The sequence below is a fragment of the Streptomyces sp. NPDC048514 genome (genome assembly GCF_043199955.1).
Lineage (GTDB): Bacteria > Actinomycetota > Actinomycetes > Streptomycetales > Streptomycetaceae > Streptomyces.
This window is the reverse complement of record NZ_JBICWT010000012.1, coordinates 197469-215806: the sequence shown is the minus strand read 5'-3', so window position 1 is coordinate 215806 and position 18338 is coordinate 197469. Positions and strand designations below refer to the sequence as shown.

General features: G+C 70.4%; 17 protein-coding genes and 1 pseudogene. 9 read left to right on the top strand and 9 right to left on the bottom strand.

What is annotated here, in order from left to right:
* Positions 1-491: 491 nt before the first annotated feature.
* Positions 492-2597 carry an MMPL family transporter gene (locus ACGFT2_RS26815; protein ID WP_393282647.1) on the bottom strand — a complete coding sequence of 702 codons (2106 nt, stop codon included), beginning with the start codon at positions 2595-2597 and terminating at the stop codon, positions 492-494.
* A 144-nt stretch (positions 2598-2741) separates the two neighbouring features.
* Complete coding sequence (locus ACGFT2_RS26810; protein WP_393282645.1) at positions 2742-2912, bottom strand: hypothetical protein; 171 nt, start codon at positions 2910-2912, stop codon at positions 2742-2744.
* Between the two features lie 191 nt (positions 2913-3103).
* Between ACGFT2_RS26810 and ACGFT2_RS26805 the strand changes: the two are divergent.
* Positions 3104-3667: pseudogene (locus ACGFT2_RS26805) on the top strand (zinc-binding dehydrogenase); the annotation flags it as partial.
* A 357-nt stretch (positions 3668-4024) separates the two neighbouring features.
* Here ACGFT2_RS26805 and ACGFT2_RS26800 read toward each other — a convergent pair.
* On the bottom strand, positions 4025-4660 hold the full coding sequence (locus ACGFT2_RS26800) for a TetR/AcrR family transcriptional regulator (protein WP_393282643.1): 636 nt from the start codon (positions 4658-4660) through the stop codon (positions 4025-4027).
* A gap of 138 nt (positions 4661-4798) precedes the next feature.
* Here ACGFT2_RS26800 and ACGFT2_RS26795 point away from each other — a divergent pair, with 138 nt between their 5' ends.
* The 5 genes from ACGFT2_RS26795 to ACGFT2_RS26775 are packed head-to-tail and all read left to right on the top strand — an operon-like array spanning position 4799 to position 10896.
* Complete coding sequence (locus ACGFT2_RS26795; protein ID WP_393282640.1) at positions 4799-5944, top strand: VOC family protein; 1146 nt, start codon at positions 4799-4801, stop codon at positions 5942-5944.
* Positions 5941-6879, top strand: coding sequence for a fumarylacetoacetate hydrolase family protein (locus ACGFT2_RS26790; protein WP_393282637.1), 939 nt, complete (start codon positions 5941-5943; stop codon positions 6877-6879). Before ACGFT2_RS26795 ends, ACGFT2_RS26790 begins: the two co-directional genes overlap by 4 nt.
* A complete protein-coding gene (locus tag ACGFT2_RS26785; protein ID WP_393282634.1) occupies positions 6876-8516 on the top strand; it encodes a bifunctional 3-(3-hydroxy-phenyl)propionate/3-hydroxycinnamic acid hydroxylase in 1641 nt (546 codons plus the stop codon). Before ACGFT2_RS26790 ends, ACGFT2_RS26785 begins: the two co-directional genes overlap by 4 nt.
* Positions 8513-10546 carry an acetoacetate--CoA ligase gene (locus ACGFT2_RS26780; RefSeq protein WP_393282632.1) on the top strand — a complete coding sequence of 678 codons (2034 nt, stop codon included), beginning with the start codon at positions 8513-8515 and terminating at the stop codon, positions 10544-10546. Before ACGFT2_RS26785 ends, ACGFT2_RS26780 begins: the two co-directional genes overlap by 4 nt.
* On the top strand, positions 10543-10896 hold the full coding sequence (locus ACGFT2_RS26775) for a DoxX family protein (RefSeq protein WP_393282629.1): 354 nt from the start codon (positions 10543-10545) through the stop codon (positions 10894-10896). Before ACGFT2_RS26780 ends, ACGFT2_RS26775 begins: the two co-directional genes overlap by 4 nt.
* Positions 10897-11170: 274 nt before the next feature.
* On the opposite strand, the gene ACGFT2_RS26770 is transcribed toward ACGFT2_RS26775, so the two are convergent.
* The 4 genes from ACGFT2_RS26770 to ACGFT2_RS26755 form a co-directional block, all read right to left on the bottom strand.
* A complete protein-coding gene (locus ACGFT2_RS26770) occupies positions 11171-11530 on the bottom strand; it encodes a GNAT family N-acetyltransferase (protein WP_393282869.1) in 360 nt (119 codons plus the stop codon).
* Between the two features lie 87 nt (positions 11531-11617).
* Positions 11618-12154, bottom strand: coding sequence for a YcxB family protein (locus ACGFT2_RS26765; protein WP_393282626.1), 537 nt, complete (start codon positions 12152-12154; stop codon positions 11618-11620).
* A 114-nt stretch (positions 12155-12268) separates the two neighbouring features.
* Positions 12269-12688 carry a hypothetical protein gene (locus ACGFT2_RS26760; protein WP_393282624.1) on the bottom strand — a complete coding sequence of 140 codons (420 nt, stop codon included), beginning with the start codon at positions 12686-12688 and terminating at the stop codon, positions 12269-12271.
* Positions 12689-12771: 83 nt separating this feature from the next.
* Positions 12772-13239 carry a hypothetical protein gene (locus ACGFT2_RS26755; protein WP_393282621.1) on the bottom strand — a complete coding sequence of 156 codons (468 nt, stop codon included), beginning with the start codon at positions 13237-13239 and terminating at the stop codon, positions 12772-12774.
* A 198-nt stretch (positions 13240-13437) separates the two neighbouring features.
* Here ACGFT2_RS26755 and ACGFT2_RS26750 point away from each other — a divergent pair, with 198 nt between their 5' ends.
* A complete protein-coding gene (locus tag ACGFT2_RS26750) occupies positions 13438-14163 on the top strand; it encodes a spermidine synthase (RefSeq protein ID WP_393282619.1) in 726 nt (241 codons plus the stop codon).
* 199 nt (positions 14164-14362) lie between these two features.
* Here the strand turns inward: ACGFT2_RS26750 and ACGFT2_RS26745 are convergent, their stop codons facing one another.
* Both ACGFT2_RS26745 and ACGFT2_RS26740 read right to left on the bottom strand, forming a co-directional pair.
* A complete protein-coding gene (locus ACGFT2_RS26745; RefSeq protein WP_393282616.1) occupies positions 14363-15175 on the bottom strand; it encodes a class I SAM-dependent methyltransferase in 813 nt (270 codons plus the stop codon).
* 77 nt (positions 15176-15252) lie between these two features.
* Positions 15253-16347 carry a cytochrome P450 gene (locus ACGFT2_RS26740; RefSeq protein WP_393282613.1) on the bottom strand — a complete coding sequence of 365 codons (1095 nt, stop codon included), beginning with the start codon at positions 16345-16347 and terminating at the stop codon, positions 15253-15255.
* 434 nt (positions 16348-16781) lie between these two features.
* On the opposite strand from ACGFT2_RS26740, the gene ACGFT2_RS26735 reads away from it, so the two are divergent.
* Both ACGFT2_RS26735 and ACGFT2_RS26730 read left to right on the top strand, forming a co-directional pair.
* Positions 16782-17357, top strand: coding sequence for a dTDP-4-dehydrorhamnose 3,5-epimerase family protein (locus ACGFT2_RS26735; protein ID WP_393282610.1), 576 nt, complete (start codon positions 16782-16784; stop codon positions 17355-17357).
* A 19-nt stretch (positions 17358-17376) separates the two neighbouring features.
* The gene (locus ACGFT2_RS26730; RefSeq protein WP_393282607.1) at positions 17377-18312 is read left to right on the top strand and encodes an NAD-dependent epimerase/dehydratase family protein; all 936 of its coding nucleotides are present in this window, start codon (positions 17377-17379) and stop codon (positions 18310-18312) included.
* The last annotated feature ends 26 nt before the right edge of the window (positions 18313-18338 follow it).

Here is an 18338-nt window from a genome sequence, read left to right as displayed (position 1 = left end):
GTGCGATGGGCGTGGGAGGAGGTACCCGAGCGAGTCGTCCAAGAAATCGCCCGTTCCGCTCGATGTACGGGCAACGACATCTGCTTGGCGGCTTTCGCCTGGGCGCTGCGGCTGAACGCCTCGCCGACAGCGGCCGGCAATGACGACGGCCAACGGGACTTCGCCGCCGTCATCCCCATGTCCACCCGTGACGAAGGGAGCAGAACGCTCCTCGGCAATCGCTTGGTGGCTTACCGACTTCGTCTGCCGCTCTCGGCCGTCGGCTCATGTCTCGGCGCGCGTCTGCTCGGGGCGTCGATGATGTACAACCTCGCGGGTGGCATGAGGCCTTATCTGTCCTTCACGCGAGCGCAGGGGGTGGTGCGGTGTGGTCTGGCGTACCGAGCCTCCTGGCGGGCGGACAGCGTCCGGCGTTGTGGCGGCACATCCTGGTCGGGCTTGCGCCGCCGAGCGCGTCATCCGGCACGAGCACCAGCTCCCAGGAGCGTTGATCAGGCGGCCTCCGGCGGCGCGGACAGGCCTGAGCGGTGGCGTGCGGCTGCGGGAAGCCACCAGTTGGCGGAACCGAGCGCCGCCATGACGGCCGGCACCAGCACTCCGCGCACCAGCACGGCGTCGACGAGTGCGGCCAAGGCCACTCCTGCCCCGATCATCTTGATCACGGATACGGAGGAGGTGGCCATCGCCGACGTGGAGACCGCCACCGCCAGCGCGGCGGACGTCATCAGCCGCCCGGTCCGGGCGATGCCCTCCACCACCGCGACCCGATTGCCCGCACCGCGCTGGTACTCCTCACGGATCCGCCCCAGCAGGAACACCTCGTAATCCACCGACAGGGCCAGGGCGATGGCCAAGGTGAACAACAGCAGCGAGATGTCGAGGGTCCCGGTAACCGTGAATCCCCCCAACACGCCGCGAGCCGTGCCGTCCTGAAACACGGCCACCACCGCTCCAAGACTCGCCCCGAGGCTGACAACCGCCACGACCAGGGCCTTGAGGGGCGCGACGACGCTGCGGGTGAACAGAGCCAGAAGAAGTGCGAGCCCGACGCTGATCAACGCTACCGCCCAGGGGAGCGCCCGTTTGGCGGCGACGAGCGTGTCCTCGACCTCGGCGGCTCTCCCGCCGACCAGGACCGGCCCAGGCGCGGGCACCGCCCGGATTCCCTCGACCAGAGCTGCGGCGCTGCCGGTTCCTGCTCGCACCGTGGTCGTGGCAGCGAGAACGGTTCCCGCCCCGGGAGCACCGGCCGCCACCCGCACGCCGGTCACACCCGGCACAGCGGCCAGCGCATGCCGGTACCCGGCCAGCCGTGCCGCCGAGGCCGGGTGTGACAGCACCACCGTGACCACCTGCTCCGGCGCACCGGCGAACTCGTCCCGGACCCGTTCGCCGGCCGATGCCACGGGCGAGGTGGCGGGCATGACGCGGTGATCCATGATGCCCAGCCGAGCGTGAGCGAAGGGCCACGCCATCGTGCCGAGCAGGACCACGACGACACCGCCCGCCACAGCCCACCGCCGGGTCACCACCTGTGCGGTCCGGCGCCAGAAGGGGCTGCCCTGGCCGAGCTTGGTACGCCGCCAACGGTGGAAGGGGTCACCTCGTTCGCACAGTGGTCCCAGCAGCACCACGCAGGCAGGCGTCAGAAGCAGCGCCACGGTGGCCGACAGGAGTGTGACGGTCACTCCGGCCAAGGCGAGCGCTCGGACCAGGGGCACCGGGACGACCGTCACAGCGGCCAGGCACACCGTGACCGCGGCGGCGGAGAAGGCCACCGAGCGACCACTGGTCCGCACGGCCACCACCAACGCCTCGCCACGTGCCAGCCCCTCGGCCAGTTCCTCTCGGTACCGGGCGAGGAGAAACAGCGTGTAGTCGACGGCAAGGCCGAATCCGATGGCCAGGGCAGCATTCACCGCGAACGCCGAGACGTGGACCAACCGTGCCATGCCACCGAGCAACGGGATGGTGCACAGCACGGCAACCCCGGCGACCAGCACCGGCATCAGAGCGCTGACGAACGAGCCGTATGTGATCAGCAGTACGACGAATACGACCGGCGCCGCTAGCAGTTCCGCCCGCAGCAAGTCGTGCTCGATACGGCTGTCCACACGCTCCAGCGTCCACGACGGCCCGCTTGCCTGGACCGTGGAGGCCGGCACCACGGCCCGCGCCCGCGCCACCAGTCGGTCGGCACTCTTCTCCCGTTCGAGTACGGATCCGTTCAGGCTCGCGAGGACCAGCACGGCAGCCCCGTCGCGGGAACGCAGTGCCGGCTGATCCGCGGTGGCACCTGACCATACGGCGCGCGCACCGGACTCGCGACGCAAGGCAGCCGAAACGATCTGAGCAGCGTCAACCGCCGTACGCCCGGTTCGCCCGTCACCGGTGACCGTCAGGACCAGATCAACGGGCGCAACTCCCACACGCTCCGCGGCGTGCCGCGCTCTGACCGCCTCCGAGCTCTCGATCACTCTGCCGTCCCTGCCGAACGCGGCGACCGAGAGTGGAATCAACCAGGCCGAGCAGGCCACCACGAGCAGGGCTCCCAGCGCTACCAGCCGCGCCCGCGCCACCGACATCCGGGCCACCACCGCACCACTCCTTCACAGATCCGTTCTTCCCGCCCGTCAAGAGAACGGCTGAAACCGCTCGAAGTAGCTGTGCGGCGAGACGAAAGTGCACAGTCGGAGGCATCCGCCGGGCCGACTTGGCGCCGTGACCTACCGAGACGATTCTCAGTTCAGGCCGCAGATGCACTGAGACTCCATCGGCGAGAGCGTCACTCGAGCAGCGTCGAGAGGCTGACGGAGCCCGGCGAGGGTCGGCGCGACGGCGGTGGCGAGGAGCGTCGCCTCGTCGGCGAGGGGCGACTGCAGTGCGCGCAGCACGGACAGCCGTGTGGACAAGTGGCTCAGCGGTTCGGCGGCGCGACCGAAAAGCTGTTCTTCGCGCAGGAGACGTGAGACCGCGCGTCGAGTTCACCAGCGTCGCCGGTGCGGCAGGTCGGGCACGTTCTCAGGTGCGGTCTCGGCGCCGCGAGCAGCGGCGGTGGCGTTCAGGGACATGGGGGGGCAGCCCTCCGGACAGCTGATGTGGCGCCACCGCGGGCGTCCGTGCCTCCCAGTCCGTCGGCGTCTGGGGCGTGGGCGGAGTCGGCGCGCACAACGTACGCCTCGCCCGCCTGGTCGGCGCCGCCCCGATCATCGCCGTCGACCCGCTGCCCAGCGCCCGCGAGCGCGCCCTCGCCTTCGGCGCCGACTACGCCCTGGACCCGGCGGCCCCCGACTTCGCCGACCAGGTCCGCGCGGCCACCGGCGGACGCGGCCTGGACTTCGCCTTCGACTGCGCCGGCGTCCCCGCCGTCCGGGACCAGGCCGCCTCCGTGCTCGGCCTGGGCGGCTCCCTGATCCTGGTGGGCATCACGCCCAGGCCGCTCACCATCACCGAGGGCCTGACCTTCAACTACCTGCAGAAGCAGGTGCGCGGCCACTACGGAGGCTTCCTCGAGTCCGTCTCCGAGCTGGTGCGGCTGACCGCGGCCGGCCGCCTCGACCTGGCCCCCTCCATCACCGACCACATCCCGCTCATCGACGCGGCCAACGCGGTCAGCCGTCTGGAGAACAAGATCGGCGACCCGATCCGCCTCATCCTCGTCCCCTGACGCCCGTCAGCAGGACGACAAGCCACCCTGGGCAGGGGTGAGTGGGCGCCGGCGCGTGAGGGAGCACCGGCGCCCACGGTTTTCCGGCAAGCGTGAAGAGACGGAACCATGCAGACGGCCGACACCCCGGGCCGTACTCCGCAGCGCAAGGATGCTCACTCCAACCGCCGACGCATCCTCGCGACCGCCCGGCAGAAGCTGCGGGAGGACCCGGACGCACGTCTCGACAGCAGCTCCAGGCGGCCGGCGTCGCCCGGCGCACGCTCTAGGGACACTTCCCCCGGCCGACATGCGCTGACCGCAGACCTGGCACGGGAGGCAGCCCCGACGGCGCGGTCGGCGCGGTGCGGGAGGTTGTCAGGCGAGATCGGGCAGCGGACGCCGGGTGACCTCGTGGGCGTCGTCCGCGGCGAGACCGAGCATGCGCAGGACCATCTCGGCCAGGTCGGAGGCGGCCTCGTCGCCGTCGAGGTCCGGGCGGTCCAGCCTGAGAGCCACGAGGGACAGCAGGGTGCCGCCCAGGGCGGACAGGGCGGTGGTCGCGTTGCCGCAGGTGAAGCGGCCTGAGGCGATGCCGGTCTCCAGGTCGCGCAGGGCGCGTGGGGCGAGGCCCCTGTCGGAGTGGATGTGGGCCAGGCCGCGGTCACGCAGGATCCGCATGAGTTCCGGGTGGGAGTCGGCCATCCGGGCGGTGAGCCGGAAACCGGCCGAGAGCAGCTCGGCCGGGTCGTCGACGCCTTCCACGCGCGCGTCGATGACCTGCCCGAACTCCTCCAGGGCGTCCATCACCGCCGCATCGAACAGCTCCGTCTTGGACTCGAAGTGGTTGTAGAAGGACCCGAAGCCGACATCGGCGCGCTCGGCGATGGCCTGGATGCTTGCGCTGGTGTCCCCGGTCTCCGCGAGGATCTGCCGGGCCGCACGGACGAACGCCTGGCGGGTCTCGGCACGGCGTCGCTCGAAGCGGTTCCTGGGCGGGGCTGACGTCGGCATACGGGCCAGTGTAACCGCCGCCACGATGACACTGCCATTACTGATGAGATCATCAATTATTTGGGCTGCACCTATTGACGACGAGAAACAGCAGAGTTGATGATTTCCTCATTACGGCAGTGTTGCTTGGAGGACACCATGTCCCACATCTCCGTTGACGAGGGCGGTCCTCTGACGCCCCACCAAGACCTCCACAGTGAGCAGGGCGCCCTGCTCGGTGAACATCCCGGCCGGTCCCGGAACCCCGTGATCAAGGTTGCGGACCTGGCCTGGCTGGAGTTCGAGAAGCCCGACCTGGACCGGGCCGAAGTGTTCGCCCGTGACTTCGGCTTCGCGATCGCCGCCCGCACCGATCACGAGTTGTGGCTGCGCGGCACGTTCGCGGGCTCCCCCTGCATGGTCATCCGGCGCGGGAGCTCCTCCCGCTTCCTCGGGCCGGCGTTCCGCGCCGCCGAGCGGGCCGATGTGGACCGGCTGGCCGCCGCCGTCGGACACACCGTCCAGGACGTCGACGTCCCCGGCGGCGGCCGGTCCGTCGCCCTGTTCGACCCCTCGGGCCTTCCGGTCCGGGTCGTGCACTGCGCCGAAGCGCTGCCCGCGCTCCCCGAACAGGAGCCGCTGACCCTGAACTTCGGCACGGACCAGCGTCGTACGAACACCACCCAGCGACCCCCGCGCGAGCCGTCGCGCATTCAGCGCCTGGGCCATGTGGTGCTGGAGACGAGGTCGTTCGCCCGTACGCTGGACTGGTACCTGGACACCCTCGGGATGATCGTGTCCGACTTCCTGTTCCTGGACGGGCAGCGCCGGCGCGGGCCGACCATGGCGTTCATCCGCTGCGACCAGGGAAGCCTGGCCGTCGATCACCACACCCTCGCCCTGCACCTCGGGCCCGGCACCGGCTACGTCCACTCCGCCTACCAGGTCACCGACCTCGACTCGATCGCCGCCGGCGGTGAGTACCTGGCGGAACGCGGCTACCAGCGCAGCTGGGGCATCGGCCGGCACATCCAGGGCAGCCAGCTGTTCGACTACTGGCGCGACCCCGACCGCTTCATGCTGGAGCACTTCGCCGACGGCGACCTGTTCTCCTGCGACCTCGAACCGGGATGGGCGCCGATGTCGGCGAGCGGCCTGGCCCAGTGGGGCCCGCCGGTCACCCGCGACTTCCTGGGCGCGAGCCCGTCCCCCGCCAAGCTGCGCGAGGTCGTGACGGCCCTGCGCGACGACAACGAACTCGACCCCGCACGCCTGCTGGGCCTGATGAAAGCGATGAGCTCATGAGCACCAACGTGCTGCGCACCCCCGACGGCTGGTGGGCCGTCCGAAACGAGCGGGCCCTCCGCATCGAGACCAAGGCGGTCACCACCGCCGAACTGCTCGCCGACCGGGACGCCGTGCAGGAGGCCGCCGCCTCCGGCGAGAGCGGCACGCCGGTCGCCGACCTGGTGGCGCTGCCTCCGGTCACCACTCCCTGCCGGGTGGTGGCCCAGATGGTCAACTACCGCAGCCACGCCCGCGATTCGGGTTTCACCGGTGACATCCCGCCAGCCTTCTTCCGCAAGGCGTCCGGCTCGGTCAGCGGCCCGCACGACGCGATCGTCCGCCCGGCGCACGTGAACTTCCTCGACTACGAGGTCGAACTCGGGCTCGTCATGGGCGCGACCCTGCCCGTGGGCACCGTGGTGGAGGAGCACGACCTGCCGTCGTATGTCGCCGGGCTCGTCCTCACCAACGACGTCAGCGCCCGCGACGTCCAGCTCACCAAGACCCAGTTCTACGAGAGCAAGTCCTACCCGACCTTCACGCCCACCGGGCCTTACCTGGCCCTGCTGGAGCCCGAGGACTTCGCCCATCTGCTGAACCTGCGGCTGCGGCTGAACGTCAACGGCGTGCCGCGCCAGGACCGCACACTCGCCGACATGATCGTGCGGCCCGCGCAGGCGCTCACCCTCCTCGCCCGCTTCCAGACCCTCGACCCGGGCGACCTGCTGCTCACCGGCACGCCCGGCGGCACCGCGCTGAAGGCCCCGCCCAAGCCGGTCGAGAAGATCGCCGCCCTGCTACCGCCCGCGCTGAAGTGGAAGGCGTTCTTCAACGGCCAGGCCAGGAACCCGCTGTACCTGCGCGACGGTGACCTCATCACCGCCACCATCGCCACCCCGGACGGGCGGATCGACCTCGGCGAGCAGCGCAACGCCGTGGCGGACGCGACGTGAGCGCCACGGCCCACAGGCCCGTGGTGATCATCGGCGCGGGGCCCGTGGGAGTCACGGCCGCGCTCCTGCTGGCCCGTTACGGAGTGCGCAGCCTGCTCCTCGAACGCCACCCGGACGTCTACCCCCTGCCGCGCGCCGTCGTCGTGGACGACGAAATCCGCAGGGTCCTGCAGAGCGTCGGCGTCCACGAGGAGTTCGCCGCCCTCGCCCGGCCGGCCCCCGGGCTACGGCTGCTGGACGCCCGGCGCCGCGTGATCAGCGAGTTCCCGCGGTCCATGCACGGACTCCACGGCTTCCCGCAGCTGAGCATGTTCAACCAGCCCGATCTGGAACGCCTGCTGCGGGACGCCTTGGCGCGCCGCCCGGAGTGCGAGTTGTGGAGCGGGGTGGAGGTCGTGTCCGTCACCCAGTCCGGCACGCCGGGCACCGGCGCACCCGACGATCCCACGGGTCCCGTACGGGTCACCTTCCGACGCGGTGGCGGCGACGAGGAGGAGCACCTGTGGGCCGATGCCGTACTCGGCTGCGACGGCGCCGGCAGCCTCACCCGTGACGCCATCGGCACCGCCTGGGAGGACCTGCACTTCCAGGAGAGCTGGCGGGTCGTCGACGTGCGCACCAGCCGCCCGGTGCGGACCTGGGAAGGCGCCGAGCAGATCTGCTGCCCCACCCGGCCGGCCACCTTCATGCGCATCAGCGAGGACCGCTACCGCTGGGAGTTCCGGCTGGCCGGCGACCGGACCCTGGAGGGCCCGGACGGATGGGAGCGCCTGCGCGAGCTGGTCGCCCCCTGGGTGGACCTGCCGGCCTCTCCGAGCGACGACTTCGAGGTGATACGGCAGGCGCAGTACACCTTCCAGGCCCGTCTCGCCGACAGGTGGCGCAAGGGGCGTGTCTTCCTGCTGGGCGACGCCGCCCACCTGACCCCGCCCTTCGTCGGGCAGGGTCTGTGCTCCGGCCTGCGCGACGCCAACAACCTCGCCTGGAAACTCGCCCGGGTCCTCCAGCAGGGCGCGCCCGAGGAACTGCTGGACACCTACGAACGCGAGCGCAGACCGCACGCCCGCCATGTGATCCGCGTGGCGGTCGCCGTCGGCTGGGCCATGACCGGCGGCCAGGACCGCGATGCGGCGCTCCGCCGGGCCCTAGTGCGCACGATCTGTCGCATCCCCGGCGTGACCGAGGCGGTGAGCCGTGACCTCGGCCCCACTCTGGCCGCCGGCCCACTGGTACGGCGCCGGCCCAGGCCGGCCGGCCGCGTGCTGGCCGGCACCTTCTGCCCGCAGCCCTGGATACGGCACGACGGCAGGCGAGTGCGCCTCGATGACGCCGTCCGGGACGCCTTCGTCGTCCTGACCGCCGTACCGCCCACGGCGCAGATGACGGCGGTGGCCACGGCCCTGGGCGCCCCGACGATCCACGTCGGCGACCTGGACGACGACGGCACCCTGGCCGCCTGGCTGGCACGCGGCCGTGCCGACGCCGCCCTGCTGCGCCCCGACCGCGTCGTGATGGACACCGTCCCCGCGGGCACCGGCCACTTCCCGGGCCCCACCGTCTGGGCCTCCCTGCTCCACACGGCCCGCCCTACTGCCGATGCCCGCCCCGCCCCCCTGCCGAGGAGCACCGCACCGTGACGACCCCGCACCCCGCGCCGCACCCGGAACCATTCCTTCTGCCCGACCCGGAGAAGGTCGCCGGCAGCCGCATCGCGGACTTCGCCCGCTGGGCCGCCCGGCACCAGGGTGTCGAAGGGATCCAGAACCCCGGCGACTACGCGGCCCTGCACCGCTGGTCCGTCACCGACCTGGAGGGATTCTGGGCGGCGGTGTGGGAGTACTTCGACATCGACGCGGACACTCCCTACGAGCGGGTGCTGGCCGAGGAGACCATGCCCGGCGCCCGCTGGTTCCCCGGCGCCGCCCTCAACTACGCCCACCACGCGCTGCGGAACCTGCACCCGGACGCACCCGCGATCACCGCGCTGGACGAGACGGGAGCCGCCTACGAGATCACGGGCCGAGAGCTGCGCGCCAAGGTCGCCTCCGTCGCAGCCACCCTGCGCGACCTGGGCGTCGGACAGGGCGACCGGGTAGTGGGCTACCTGCCCAACACCCCGCACGCGGTCATCGCCTTCCTCGCCACCGCCGGCCTGGGCGCGGTGTGGTCCGTGTGTGGCCAGGACTACGCCCCCAAGGCCGCAGCCGAACGCTTCGGCCAGCTGGAACCGGCCGTGCTCATCACCGCGGACGGCTATCTCTTCAACGGCACGCGGCACGACCGTCGCGCAGCCTCGCTCGACCTCGCCGGAGCCCTTCCCACCCTGAAGGCCACGGTGCTCGTGGATCACCTGGGCCTCACCTGGCCCGAGACCCGGCACAGCAGCCTGACGGTGCCCTGGGACGACGCCGCGACCCGCACCGAACACCTCACCACCACGCCGGTGCCGTTCGACCACCCCCTGTGGGTCGTCTTCTCCTCCGGCACCACCGGCCTGCCCAAGGGCATCGTCCACGGCCACGGCGGCGTCCTGCTGGAGCACCTCAAGATCCTGGGCCTGCACAGCGACCTGTGCGTCGGTGACCGTCTGCTGTGGTACACCACCACCCACTGGATGATGTGGAACCTGGGCGTCTCCACCCTGCTGACCGGCGCCACCACCTGCACCTACGACGGCAGCCCCGCGCCGGTGGCACGCCCGGACGTCCTGTGGGAGCTGGCGGCCCGCCACCAGGTCACCGTCTTCGGCACCAGCCCCCAGTACCTGCTGGCCATGGCCAAGCTGGGCATCGAACCCGGCGTGCACGACCTGACGGCCATCCGGGCCATCGGCAGCACCGGCTCCGCCCTGCCCGCCTCCGCCTACCCCTGGGTCCGCGACCACGTGGGCGCAGGCATCCAGCTGACCTCCACCAGCGGCGGCACCGACGTCGTCTCCGCCTTCGCCGGCAGCGCCCCCACCACCCCTGTCTGGGCGGGCGAGGTGTCGGCCCCCAACCTCGGCGTCGCGCTCGCCGCGTACGACGCGGCGGGACGGCCGGTCGTCGACCAGGTCGGCGAACTGGTCGTCACCCGCCCCATGCCCTCGATGCCGCTGTCCTTCTGGAACGACCCCGACGGCAGCCGCTACCGCGACGCCTACTTCACCGCCTACCCGGGCGTGTGGCGGCACGGCGACTGGATCACCCTGACCTCCCACGGCTCGGTGATCGTCCACGGCCGCTCCGACGCCACCCTCAACCGCAACGGCGTACGCCTGGGCAGCGCCGACATCCACGACCTCGTCGAACGCCTCCCCGAGATCACCGAGGCCCTCGTCATCGGCGCGGAGGAACCCGACGGCGGCTACTGGATGCCCCTGTTCGTCGTCCCCGCGCCCGGTGTCACGCTGGACGACACGCTACGGGAGAAGATCCGCGACACCCTCCGCACCGGTGCCTCACCCCGCCACGTCCCCGACGAGATCCTCGCCGTGCCGGCCATCCCGCACACCAGGACCGGCAAGAAACTCGAGGTCCCGGTCAAGCGCCTCCTCCAGGGCGCGCCCGCCGAGCAGGTCCTCAACCCCTCGGCGGTAGACAACCCGGACCTCGTCGCCTACTTCGCCGGACTGGGAGCCGAACGCCGTCGGATCCGTCGTCCGCACGGCGTCAAGGACGCCTCATGAGCCTCTCCGCAGCCCTGACCTGCCTGATCGTGCTGATCTTCGCCTTGCTGGGCGTAGCCAAGACCATGGCGCTCGGTCCGATGCCCGATCTGGCCGCCCACGCGGGCTTCACCAGCGCCTCGTACCGGGTGATCGGTGCGCTGGAGCTGGCAGGCGCCATCGGCGTGGCCCTCGGCCCGGTCCTGTCGCTGATCGGAGAGCTGGCCGGGCTCGGCCTGCTGATGCTGCTCGCCGGTGCCGTGACCACGCACGTGCGCAAGGGAGACGGGCTGGCCGGACTCGCCCCCGCGATGGGGTGCGCCGCAATGGTCGGCTGGTATCTCGTGCTCCTCGCCGGCGTCGGCTCGTGACGTCGGCTGCGGACCGCACCGGCAGCCTGCGGCACGCAGACGGACCCGCCTGCCGGCTGCTGTGCGCCGGCGGCTCAAGCTCCCGAGTCCTGTGAGCGAGCCCATGCCGAGGCTGGCAGACTGAATCCGTGGCTCCGCTGATGACCGCGACCGGTCAGGCCGCACCCTCATCACTCACCGGCGCCGGTGTCGTATCGGTCTGCGCATTGCTCTTCACCGTCGCGTCGTTCTCATGGTGGAGTCGGGTATGGGAACTCCCGGAATACCCCCGCGATCAGAGGGGATCGAGGAGCATCAGGACCTCGTCCCGGGTGTCGTCGGGCGTGAGGCGGAGGGCTCCGGGCCAGCGACCGACCTCACGCCATCCGAGCCGGCGGTAGAAGTCCTCCAGCCCTTCTTCTCCCCGGGCCGCGAGATGGAGCTGTTCGAGTCCTAGTTCGTGGCGGGCGATCTTCCGCAGCTCGCGCATGAGAGCGGACCCGACACCACGGCCTCGGAATTCGGGGTGGGTCTGAAGGTGGTGGACCGTGCCCCAGTGCTCGACGAGTCGGTAGGGATCACGGTTGAGGACGACCCACCCGGCAAGGCCGTCATCGAATCTGGCGGTGATGAGTCGGCTGTGCTGCGGGTGGATTGCGGCTGAACCAGCCTTCTGGTGGCGACCATCGTGCTACGGCTCACCGCTTCCCACACCTTCAAGACGGCGGCGACGGCCCTTGAGTCAGAGCCTGCGGATGTGCCGGTCCAGCAGAGTCCGGAACGCGTCCACGCCCCCCGGCCCCTGCACGCCACGCTTGGGCAGCACGGTCAGGCACGAGAGGTTCTCGTCCCCGCTGAGCAGGACGAAGGTGTCGGCGGTCTCCGCGTAATGCGGGGCGGCGGTCCAGTTCAGCTGGGTGGAGCCGCCCGTGTTGCCGACGAGGGCACCGGAGTCGTCGACCCTGGTGCGGTAGGCCCCGTTCCGGGACGCGAGTTTGTGGAACTGTCGGGCCATGAGCCAGGGCTGCAGCACGAACAGCACCACGACGACCAGGCCGGCGATCACAAGCGACTGCGTGTCGGGAGCCTCACCCTTGGCCAGCGGCACCGCCGACGCTCCGACGAACGCGGCCACGCCGACCAAAGCGAACCCGCGCATCCGCCGGGCACGGCCCGACGCCTTGGCCCGCGCCTTGAGCGCCTGTCTCATGTCCTCGCGCGTCAGCTGGTACTCCAGCTCGACGTGCTCCCCCACCGTGGTTTCCGCACGGTCTTCCATGGGCCCTCCCCTTGGACCTCTTCGTGATCGAACCAGGGGAGAATATCCGGCATTCAGGCCGGTGACGCGCGCGAATTCCTCGTCCTGACACGTCGTTCCCTAGCGGCTCGTGCATCAGCCGTCGAAGGACGGGGCGGACAGGTACTCCGCGGCGCTTACGCCGTTCACGTTGGTTTTCCCGGACAATCCCGCCGAACCGCCGGAGCCTCGCGCCAACTTGAGCAACGTGCGGCAGCGCGTCGTGCACTTCATCGCCGCCCAGGACCAGACCAGCCGGCCAACCGGTGCGATCGACGCTCCTCGCCGGCGGAAGGTGCCGACCAACCACTCTGCCCTCAGGATCTCCATGACCCGTTCGTCGGTGAAGCCGTGCCTGGTGTCCCCGTGGTAATCGAGGTGCTTCTTGAACTGGCCGTTCTGCGCCCTGTCGGCGACCTCGTCCACGATCTTGTCGAGCCGCTTCCCGGTGCGCTCCTCCTTCGTGTACTTGGGCATCAGCCCCAGCGGGTCGCACCCGGTGTACGGGTTGTCCACGTAGCCGAGGGGGTTGGGCGCAGGGGGCGAGGCCCAGCGGGTCCTGGGAGGTGTAGCGGCCGGTCTCGGGGTGGGCGTGCCGATCAGACGGTGGCGATGGTGAGGAACCGCCGGTCGAACTCCTGCTGCCGGCTGTCGGCCGTCGGGATGCGCTCGGTCTGGGCGAGGGGGACGACGTCCCGGTGGTCCCAGCTGAGGGCGACCGTGTGCGGGAGGTCCGGGCGGTGGCTGGTCTGCTCGCACGGGGTGAGTCCGTCCCAGGTGAAGCGGACCTCCTCGACCACGCTCTCGCCGTCGGCCGCGAGACGCTGCTTCGCGGTGCGGCGGCCCAGCGGATCGTAGCGGTAGCGCCACCGGGTGCCGTCCGGGGTGGTGACGGAGGTGAGGCGGTTCTCGGTGTCCCACGCGTAGCGCCAGGTGTCGGGCTTGGGCGACAGGCGCCTCTGCTGCCGCAGGGTGACCCGGCCGAGGGCGTCGTGCTCGAAGCGGACGTCTCCGGCGCGGATGACACGGGTGGCGCACCCTCGCGGATCTCCGCCGACGGTCGCCACGCCACCCACACCAGAGGGCCGAGGGCACCCGACCGACTGCATACACTGCAGCCGCAACCGCGAGGCCGCCGTGCCGAACGACCACACCGGTCGTGACGGAGCCGGCCGACATCCGCCCCCGCACAAACCGAAGAGGCGGCAGAGCAGCCTGCAGCCCCTTCCACAGGCAAGCGCCGGGCCAAGAATTGGGAGTCATCGATGGGCCAGCGATTCGAGGAGCTCGACTGGCAGCGGACGCCGTTGGGTGAGCTCGCCCTGCGACGGCGCTGGTACCCGGTCGTCGGGCAGCACGTGTACGAGATCAAACTCAATGACGAGTTCCTGATGTCCAGTCTGTTCACGCTTGCCGAGGTCGAGTTGGCGAACCTGGCTCTGGCCGAAGTCGCCGGGCGCCGACCGCTGGACGTGGCCGTTGGGGGTCTGGGTCTCGGCTGCACCGCTCAGGCGGTGTTGCAAAGCCCGGACGTGCGCTCGCTGATCGTCGTCGATGCGCTCGACGCGGTGATCGAGTGGCACGAGCGCGGGCTACTCCCAGGAGGAGTCTTCGCCGATCCACGATGCCGCCCGGTGCACGGTGACTTCTTTGCGATGATCCAGTCCTCCACCGGTGTCGACCCGTCCGCCCCCGGCCGACGGTTCCACGCGATCATCGTCGACATCGACCACTCACCGCGCCATCTGCTGCACCCCGGCCATGCCGGCTTCTATCAGCCCGCCGGCCTGCGAAAGATCCGCGACCGGCTCCACCCCGGCGGGGTGTTCGCCCTCTGGTCCAACGACCGACCCGACGACGCGTTCATCGCCGCACTGACCGAGTCCTTCACCGAGGTCAGGGCCGAGGTGGTCACCTTCGACAATCCGCTGCAGGGAGGCGAGTCGGCCAACACCGTCTACCTCGCCCGCACCCTCGATTCAGCGCAGTGAGTGGTGCCGTGGCCACCTGTTGCGGTCGGGGGCGTACCCGTTCCGCCCTGTGCCGTGATGATCTCCGCCGGGTGCAAGGTCACGGCATCCGGCTGATCGCCCCCCGACAGGTTGCCGCCCCCGAACCGGACTGTCTCGGTCGGGGGCGGCAGCAGTGCTGGGCCGAGGATGCTCAGGCTCCCTTCCGGCACATTCTCGACTAGGACGCGGGACGCGTCGCGGTGACCGCGACAGCGGTGTACTTCATGTCGAAGCTGCCGCCCATGGCGTCGATCGCGGCGCCGACCTCCGTCAGCACCCTCTCCAGCTTCTCGGGCTCGAACTGGCCGTGGTCCCCCTGGGTGGGCAGCTGGTCGAGCCACTCGTCCTTGCTGTAGACGTACTCCCACTCGAACTGCCACTGCTCGGGCTCACCGAACCCGCCGACCTTGCGGATGCCGTCGATGGTCTTGGTGAGCAGCGGCGAGCTGCTGATCGGGGGCGGTGTCGGCATGCTGTAGGCCCGCGTGGCCAGCGCGTCAGGCACCACCTCGACGTAGATTTTCCGGAAGGCCTCGCGGACCTCCGCCGGGGGCTCCGCGACGTTCCAGAACGCGGCGAAGCGTCCCGATGGGCGCAGCACCGACGCCGCCTTGGCCGCACCCACCTCGGGGTCGACCCAGTGCCATGCCTGGCCCGAGATGATGCCGTCGAAGCGCCGATCCGCCGCGTCCCATTCCTCGAAGCGCGCGATTTCGATTTCCGTTCCGTGGGCCCGCGCGAACTCCGCCATCCGGGCATCCGGTTCCACACCGGTAACCGTACATCCGGCCGCCTGGAATTGACGCGCCTCGATGCCCGTGCCCGCGCCTACATTCAGTAGCTCATGACCCGGGCACGACCGCACAATACGGTCCACCAGGCCATCTGGATAACGGGGTCGAGTTCGATCGTAGCGTTCTGCGTCCAGGCCGTAGTTTTCGGCTGTGCCACGCTGCTGATGGAGTTCTCCGCCGAGCTTCGAAGTCGCCATGGATTGACCATAGTGGGCATGCGCCCACTATGGCAACCCAGGGTTGCACCCCCCGCCTTGACCAGCACTTCCCGCACTCACCAAAGGACCGGAAGAGAGCGCAGACCCCTGATGAGCGCGGTTTGGGTGTAGGTGATCTCATCGGCGGGGACGGCGAGCCGCAGTCCGGGGATCGCCGGGAAGAGGGCGGCGAACGCGACCTCCAGCTCGATCTGGGCGAGCTGCGCACCCACGCAGCGGTGCATCCCGTGCCCGAACGTCAGATGCGCCGTGGCGTCCTCACGGGTGACGTCGAAGCGGTCCGGGTCCCGGAACGTCGCCGGGTCGAAGTTGGCGGCCGTATTGCACGCGACGACCACGCTGTGGGCGGGGATGGTGGTGCCGCCCAGGTCCACGTCTGCCGTGGTGGCGCGGATCAGTCCGGTGTGCGGGTCGACACCGGGGGTGACGTGGCGTAGCACCTCGGAGACCGCGGCGGGCACGGCCCGTGGGTCGCGGCGCACGACGGCCAGCTGGTCCGGGTTGTCCAGCAGCGCCAGCAGCCCCTTGCCGAGCATGGTCGCGGTCGTCTCGTAGCCGGCCAGCAGAAGACCGCAGCCGAGGGTGACCAGCTCTTCGTTGTCGAGGCGCCCCTGCTCGTCGCGGGCGGTGACGAGGCCGTGGAGCAGACTGCCGTCCGGGTGGGCGCGCTTGTCGTCGACCAGCCCGCCCATGTAGTCGAAGAGGGAGCGCAGCGCCGCCACCGCCTCCTGCGGCTGCGTCCCGGGGGCGCTGACGCGGTCGGCCCAGACGCGGAAGCGCTCCCGGTCCGCGTAGGGGACGCCGAGGATCTCGCAGATCACGGCAATCGGCAAGGGGTAGGAGAGCCCCTCCGCCAGGTCCGCGGGCGGCCCAGCCGCCTTCATCGTCCCGATCAGTTCGTCTGCGATCCGCTGGATGCGGGGACGAAGACCGCGCATCCGGCGGGCGCTGAACTCCCCGGCGACCAGACGGCGCAGCCGGGTGTGCTCCGGCGGGTCCATGTCGAGGATGCCGGGCTTGGTGAAGATCACGGCCGGGCTCATCACGGCGCCGAGCCGCCGCGCCTCGACGCGGCTGAACCGCGGATCGGCGAGGACGGTGCGCACCTGGGCCATTCCGGTCACCAGCCAGGCTTCGCGGCCGTCCCGCATCGTGAATCTGCGTACAGGCTTTTCCCGCCACATCTCATTGACCTGCTTCGGCACCGTATAACCCGGGGTGGCGCCGCTATCGCAATTCCCGCGCCGAATCAGGTCGGGCGAATTCGTTCCCAGGATTTCAGCCATGATCCTGACGCTAACAAGCGTATGCCCGCCTGATCAACACACCAACCCAGGTAAAGGCGGATGACCGTGGCGGGTGGTTGCGGCTGGACGCCGGTTGAAGCTTTCACTGTACACGTTTTCGCTGGTCAGGAATGAGCCCGAAAAGCCAGTCCGAAAATCATTCGAAATGCAACCCGAATAAATAGGGGGATGACGTCGGGTCACTCTTCCAACAGAATATTGGAGAACGCATGACCAGTATTTTACTTTCTCCATACAATGACGCATGCAGGCGTCTCCGGACCGGAGGTGGTCGACCGTTGGAGATCAAGGAAATGGCCATTGCGGGCGCATTCCGCATCATCCCGGACAAGTACCATGACCGCCGAGGGTGTTTCTTCGAGGCCTTCCGGGTCGAGGAGCTCCAGCGCGCGACCGGCTTCCCCTTCCAGGTCCGCCAGGGCAACGTCTCGGTCAGCAGGCGCTCGACGATCCGCGGCGTCCACGGCACCGGAGGCGATTCCGGCGAGGCCAAGCTGATCAGCTGCGCGCGCGGCGCGGTGCTCGACGTCGTGGTCGATCTGCGGGTGGGCTCGCCGGCCTTCGGCATGTTCGAGGCCGCTCCCCTCACCGAGGACTCCGGCGAACTGGTCTTCCTCGTCCCCGGTCTCGGCCACGCCTACCAGGCGCTCACCGACGACACCCGGATCACCTACCTGTGCGCGGAGCAGTTCGTCCCGGGTTCCCAGATCGACGTCAACCCGCTGGACCCCGAACTCGCCCTGCCCTGGGACCTTTCCGAGGAACCGGTCATCTCCGACAAGGACAGGGCCGCGCCGGGTCTGCGACAGGCGGCGGCGTCCGGGACACTCCCCCGATACACCGGCCCCGCCTGACGGGCAGAGAGGAGTAACCGTGCTGCCCTCGACCAGGAACCGACCGCTCGTAGCCGTACTCGGCGCATCCGGTTTTCTCGGCGCCGCGGTCACCGCCGAACTCATCGACGCCCCGGTACGCCTTCGACTCGTCTCCCGCGAACGGAAACTTCCGCTGCCGGCCTCCTCGGCCGAGACGTACCTCGCGGACCTCACCGATCCACGTGCGGTACGGGACGCCGTCGACGGTGCGGACGCCGTCATCCATCTGGCGGCCCACCTCCCCGACGGGCGCTCGTGGCGTGCGCCGGGCAGCGACTCCGAGCGGCTGGGTACGGGCCTGCTCGACACGCTCGTCCGCTCCGTGCGCGGCAAGCCGCCCATCGTCGTGTTCGCCAGCACCATCCAGGCGGCGTCCCCCGAGGGAGCACCGCTCAACGACTACGTGCGGGAGAAGATCGCGGCCGAGAAGGTGCTCCGGGAGGCGACCCGCAACGGCACGGTACGCGGGATCGTGCTCCGTCCTGCCACCGTCTACGGGCGTACCCCGCTGACCGGGGCGACGGGCCGCGGCGTGGTCGCCGCGATGGCCCGCAAAGCCTTCGCCGACGAGCCCATCACCATGTGGCACGACGGCACCGTCGAGCGGGACCTGGTGCACGTCACGGACGCGGCGCGCGCCTTCGTCGCCGCGATGCGCGCGCCCGAGGCGCTCAGCGGCGCGAGCTGGCCGGTGGGCAGCGGGCGGTCCGCGCGGCTCGGGGAGGTGTTCGGCACGCTCGCCGAACTCGTCGCCGCGCGGACCGGACGCCTGCCCGTGCCCGTCGTCACCGTGGCGCCACCGGACTGGGCGGACACCACCGACTTCGGGAACGTGCACACCGATCCGTCGTCCTTCTCCGCGGCCACGGGCTGGCAGCCACGCGTCCGGCTGCACGACGGCCTCGCCGACGTGGCGGACGCGATCTCTTCTTGACCGCTCGGAGGGGCTCACGCCCCTCC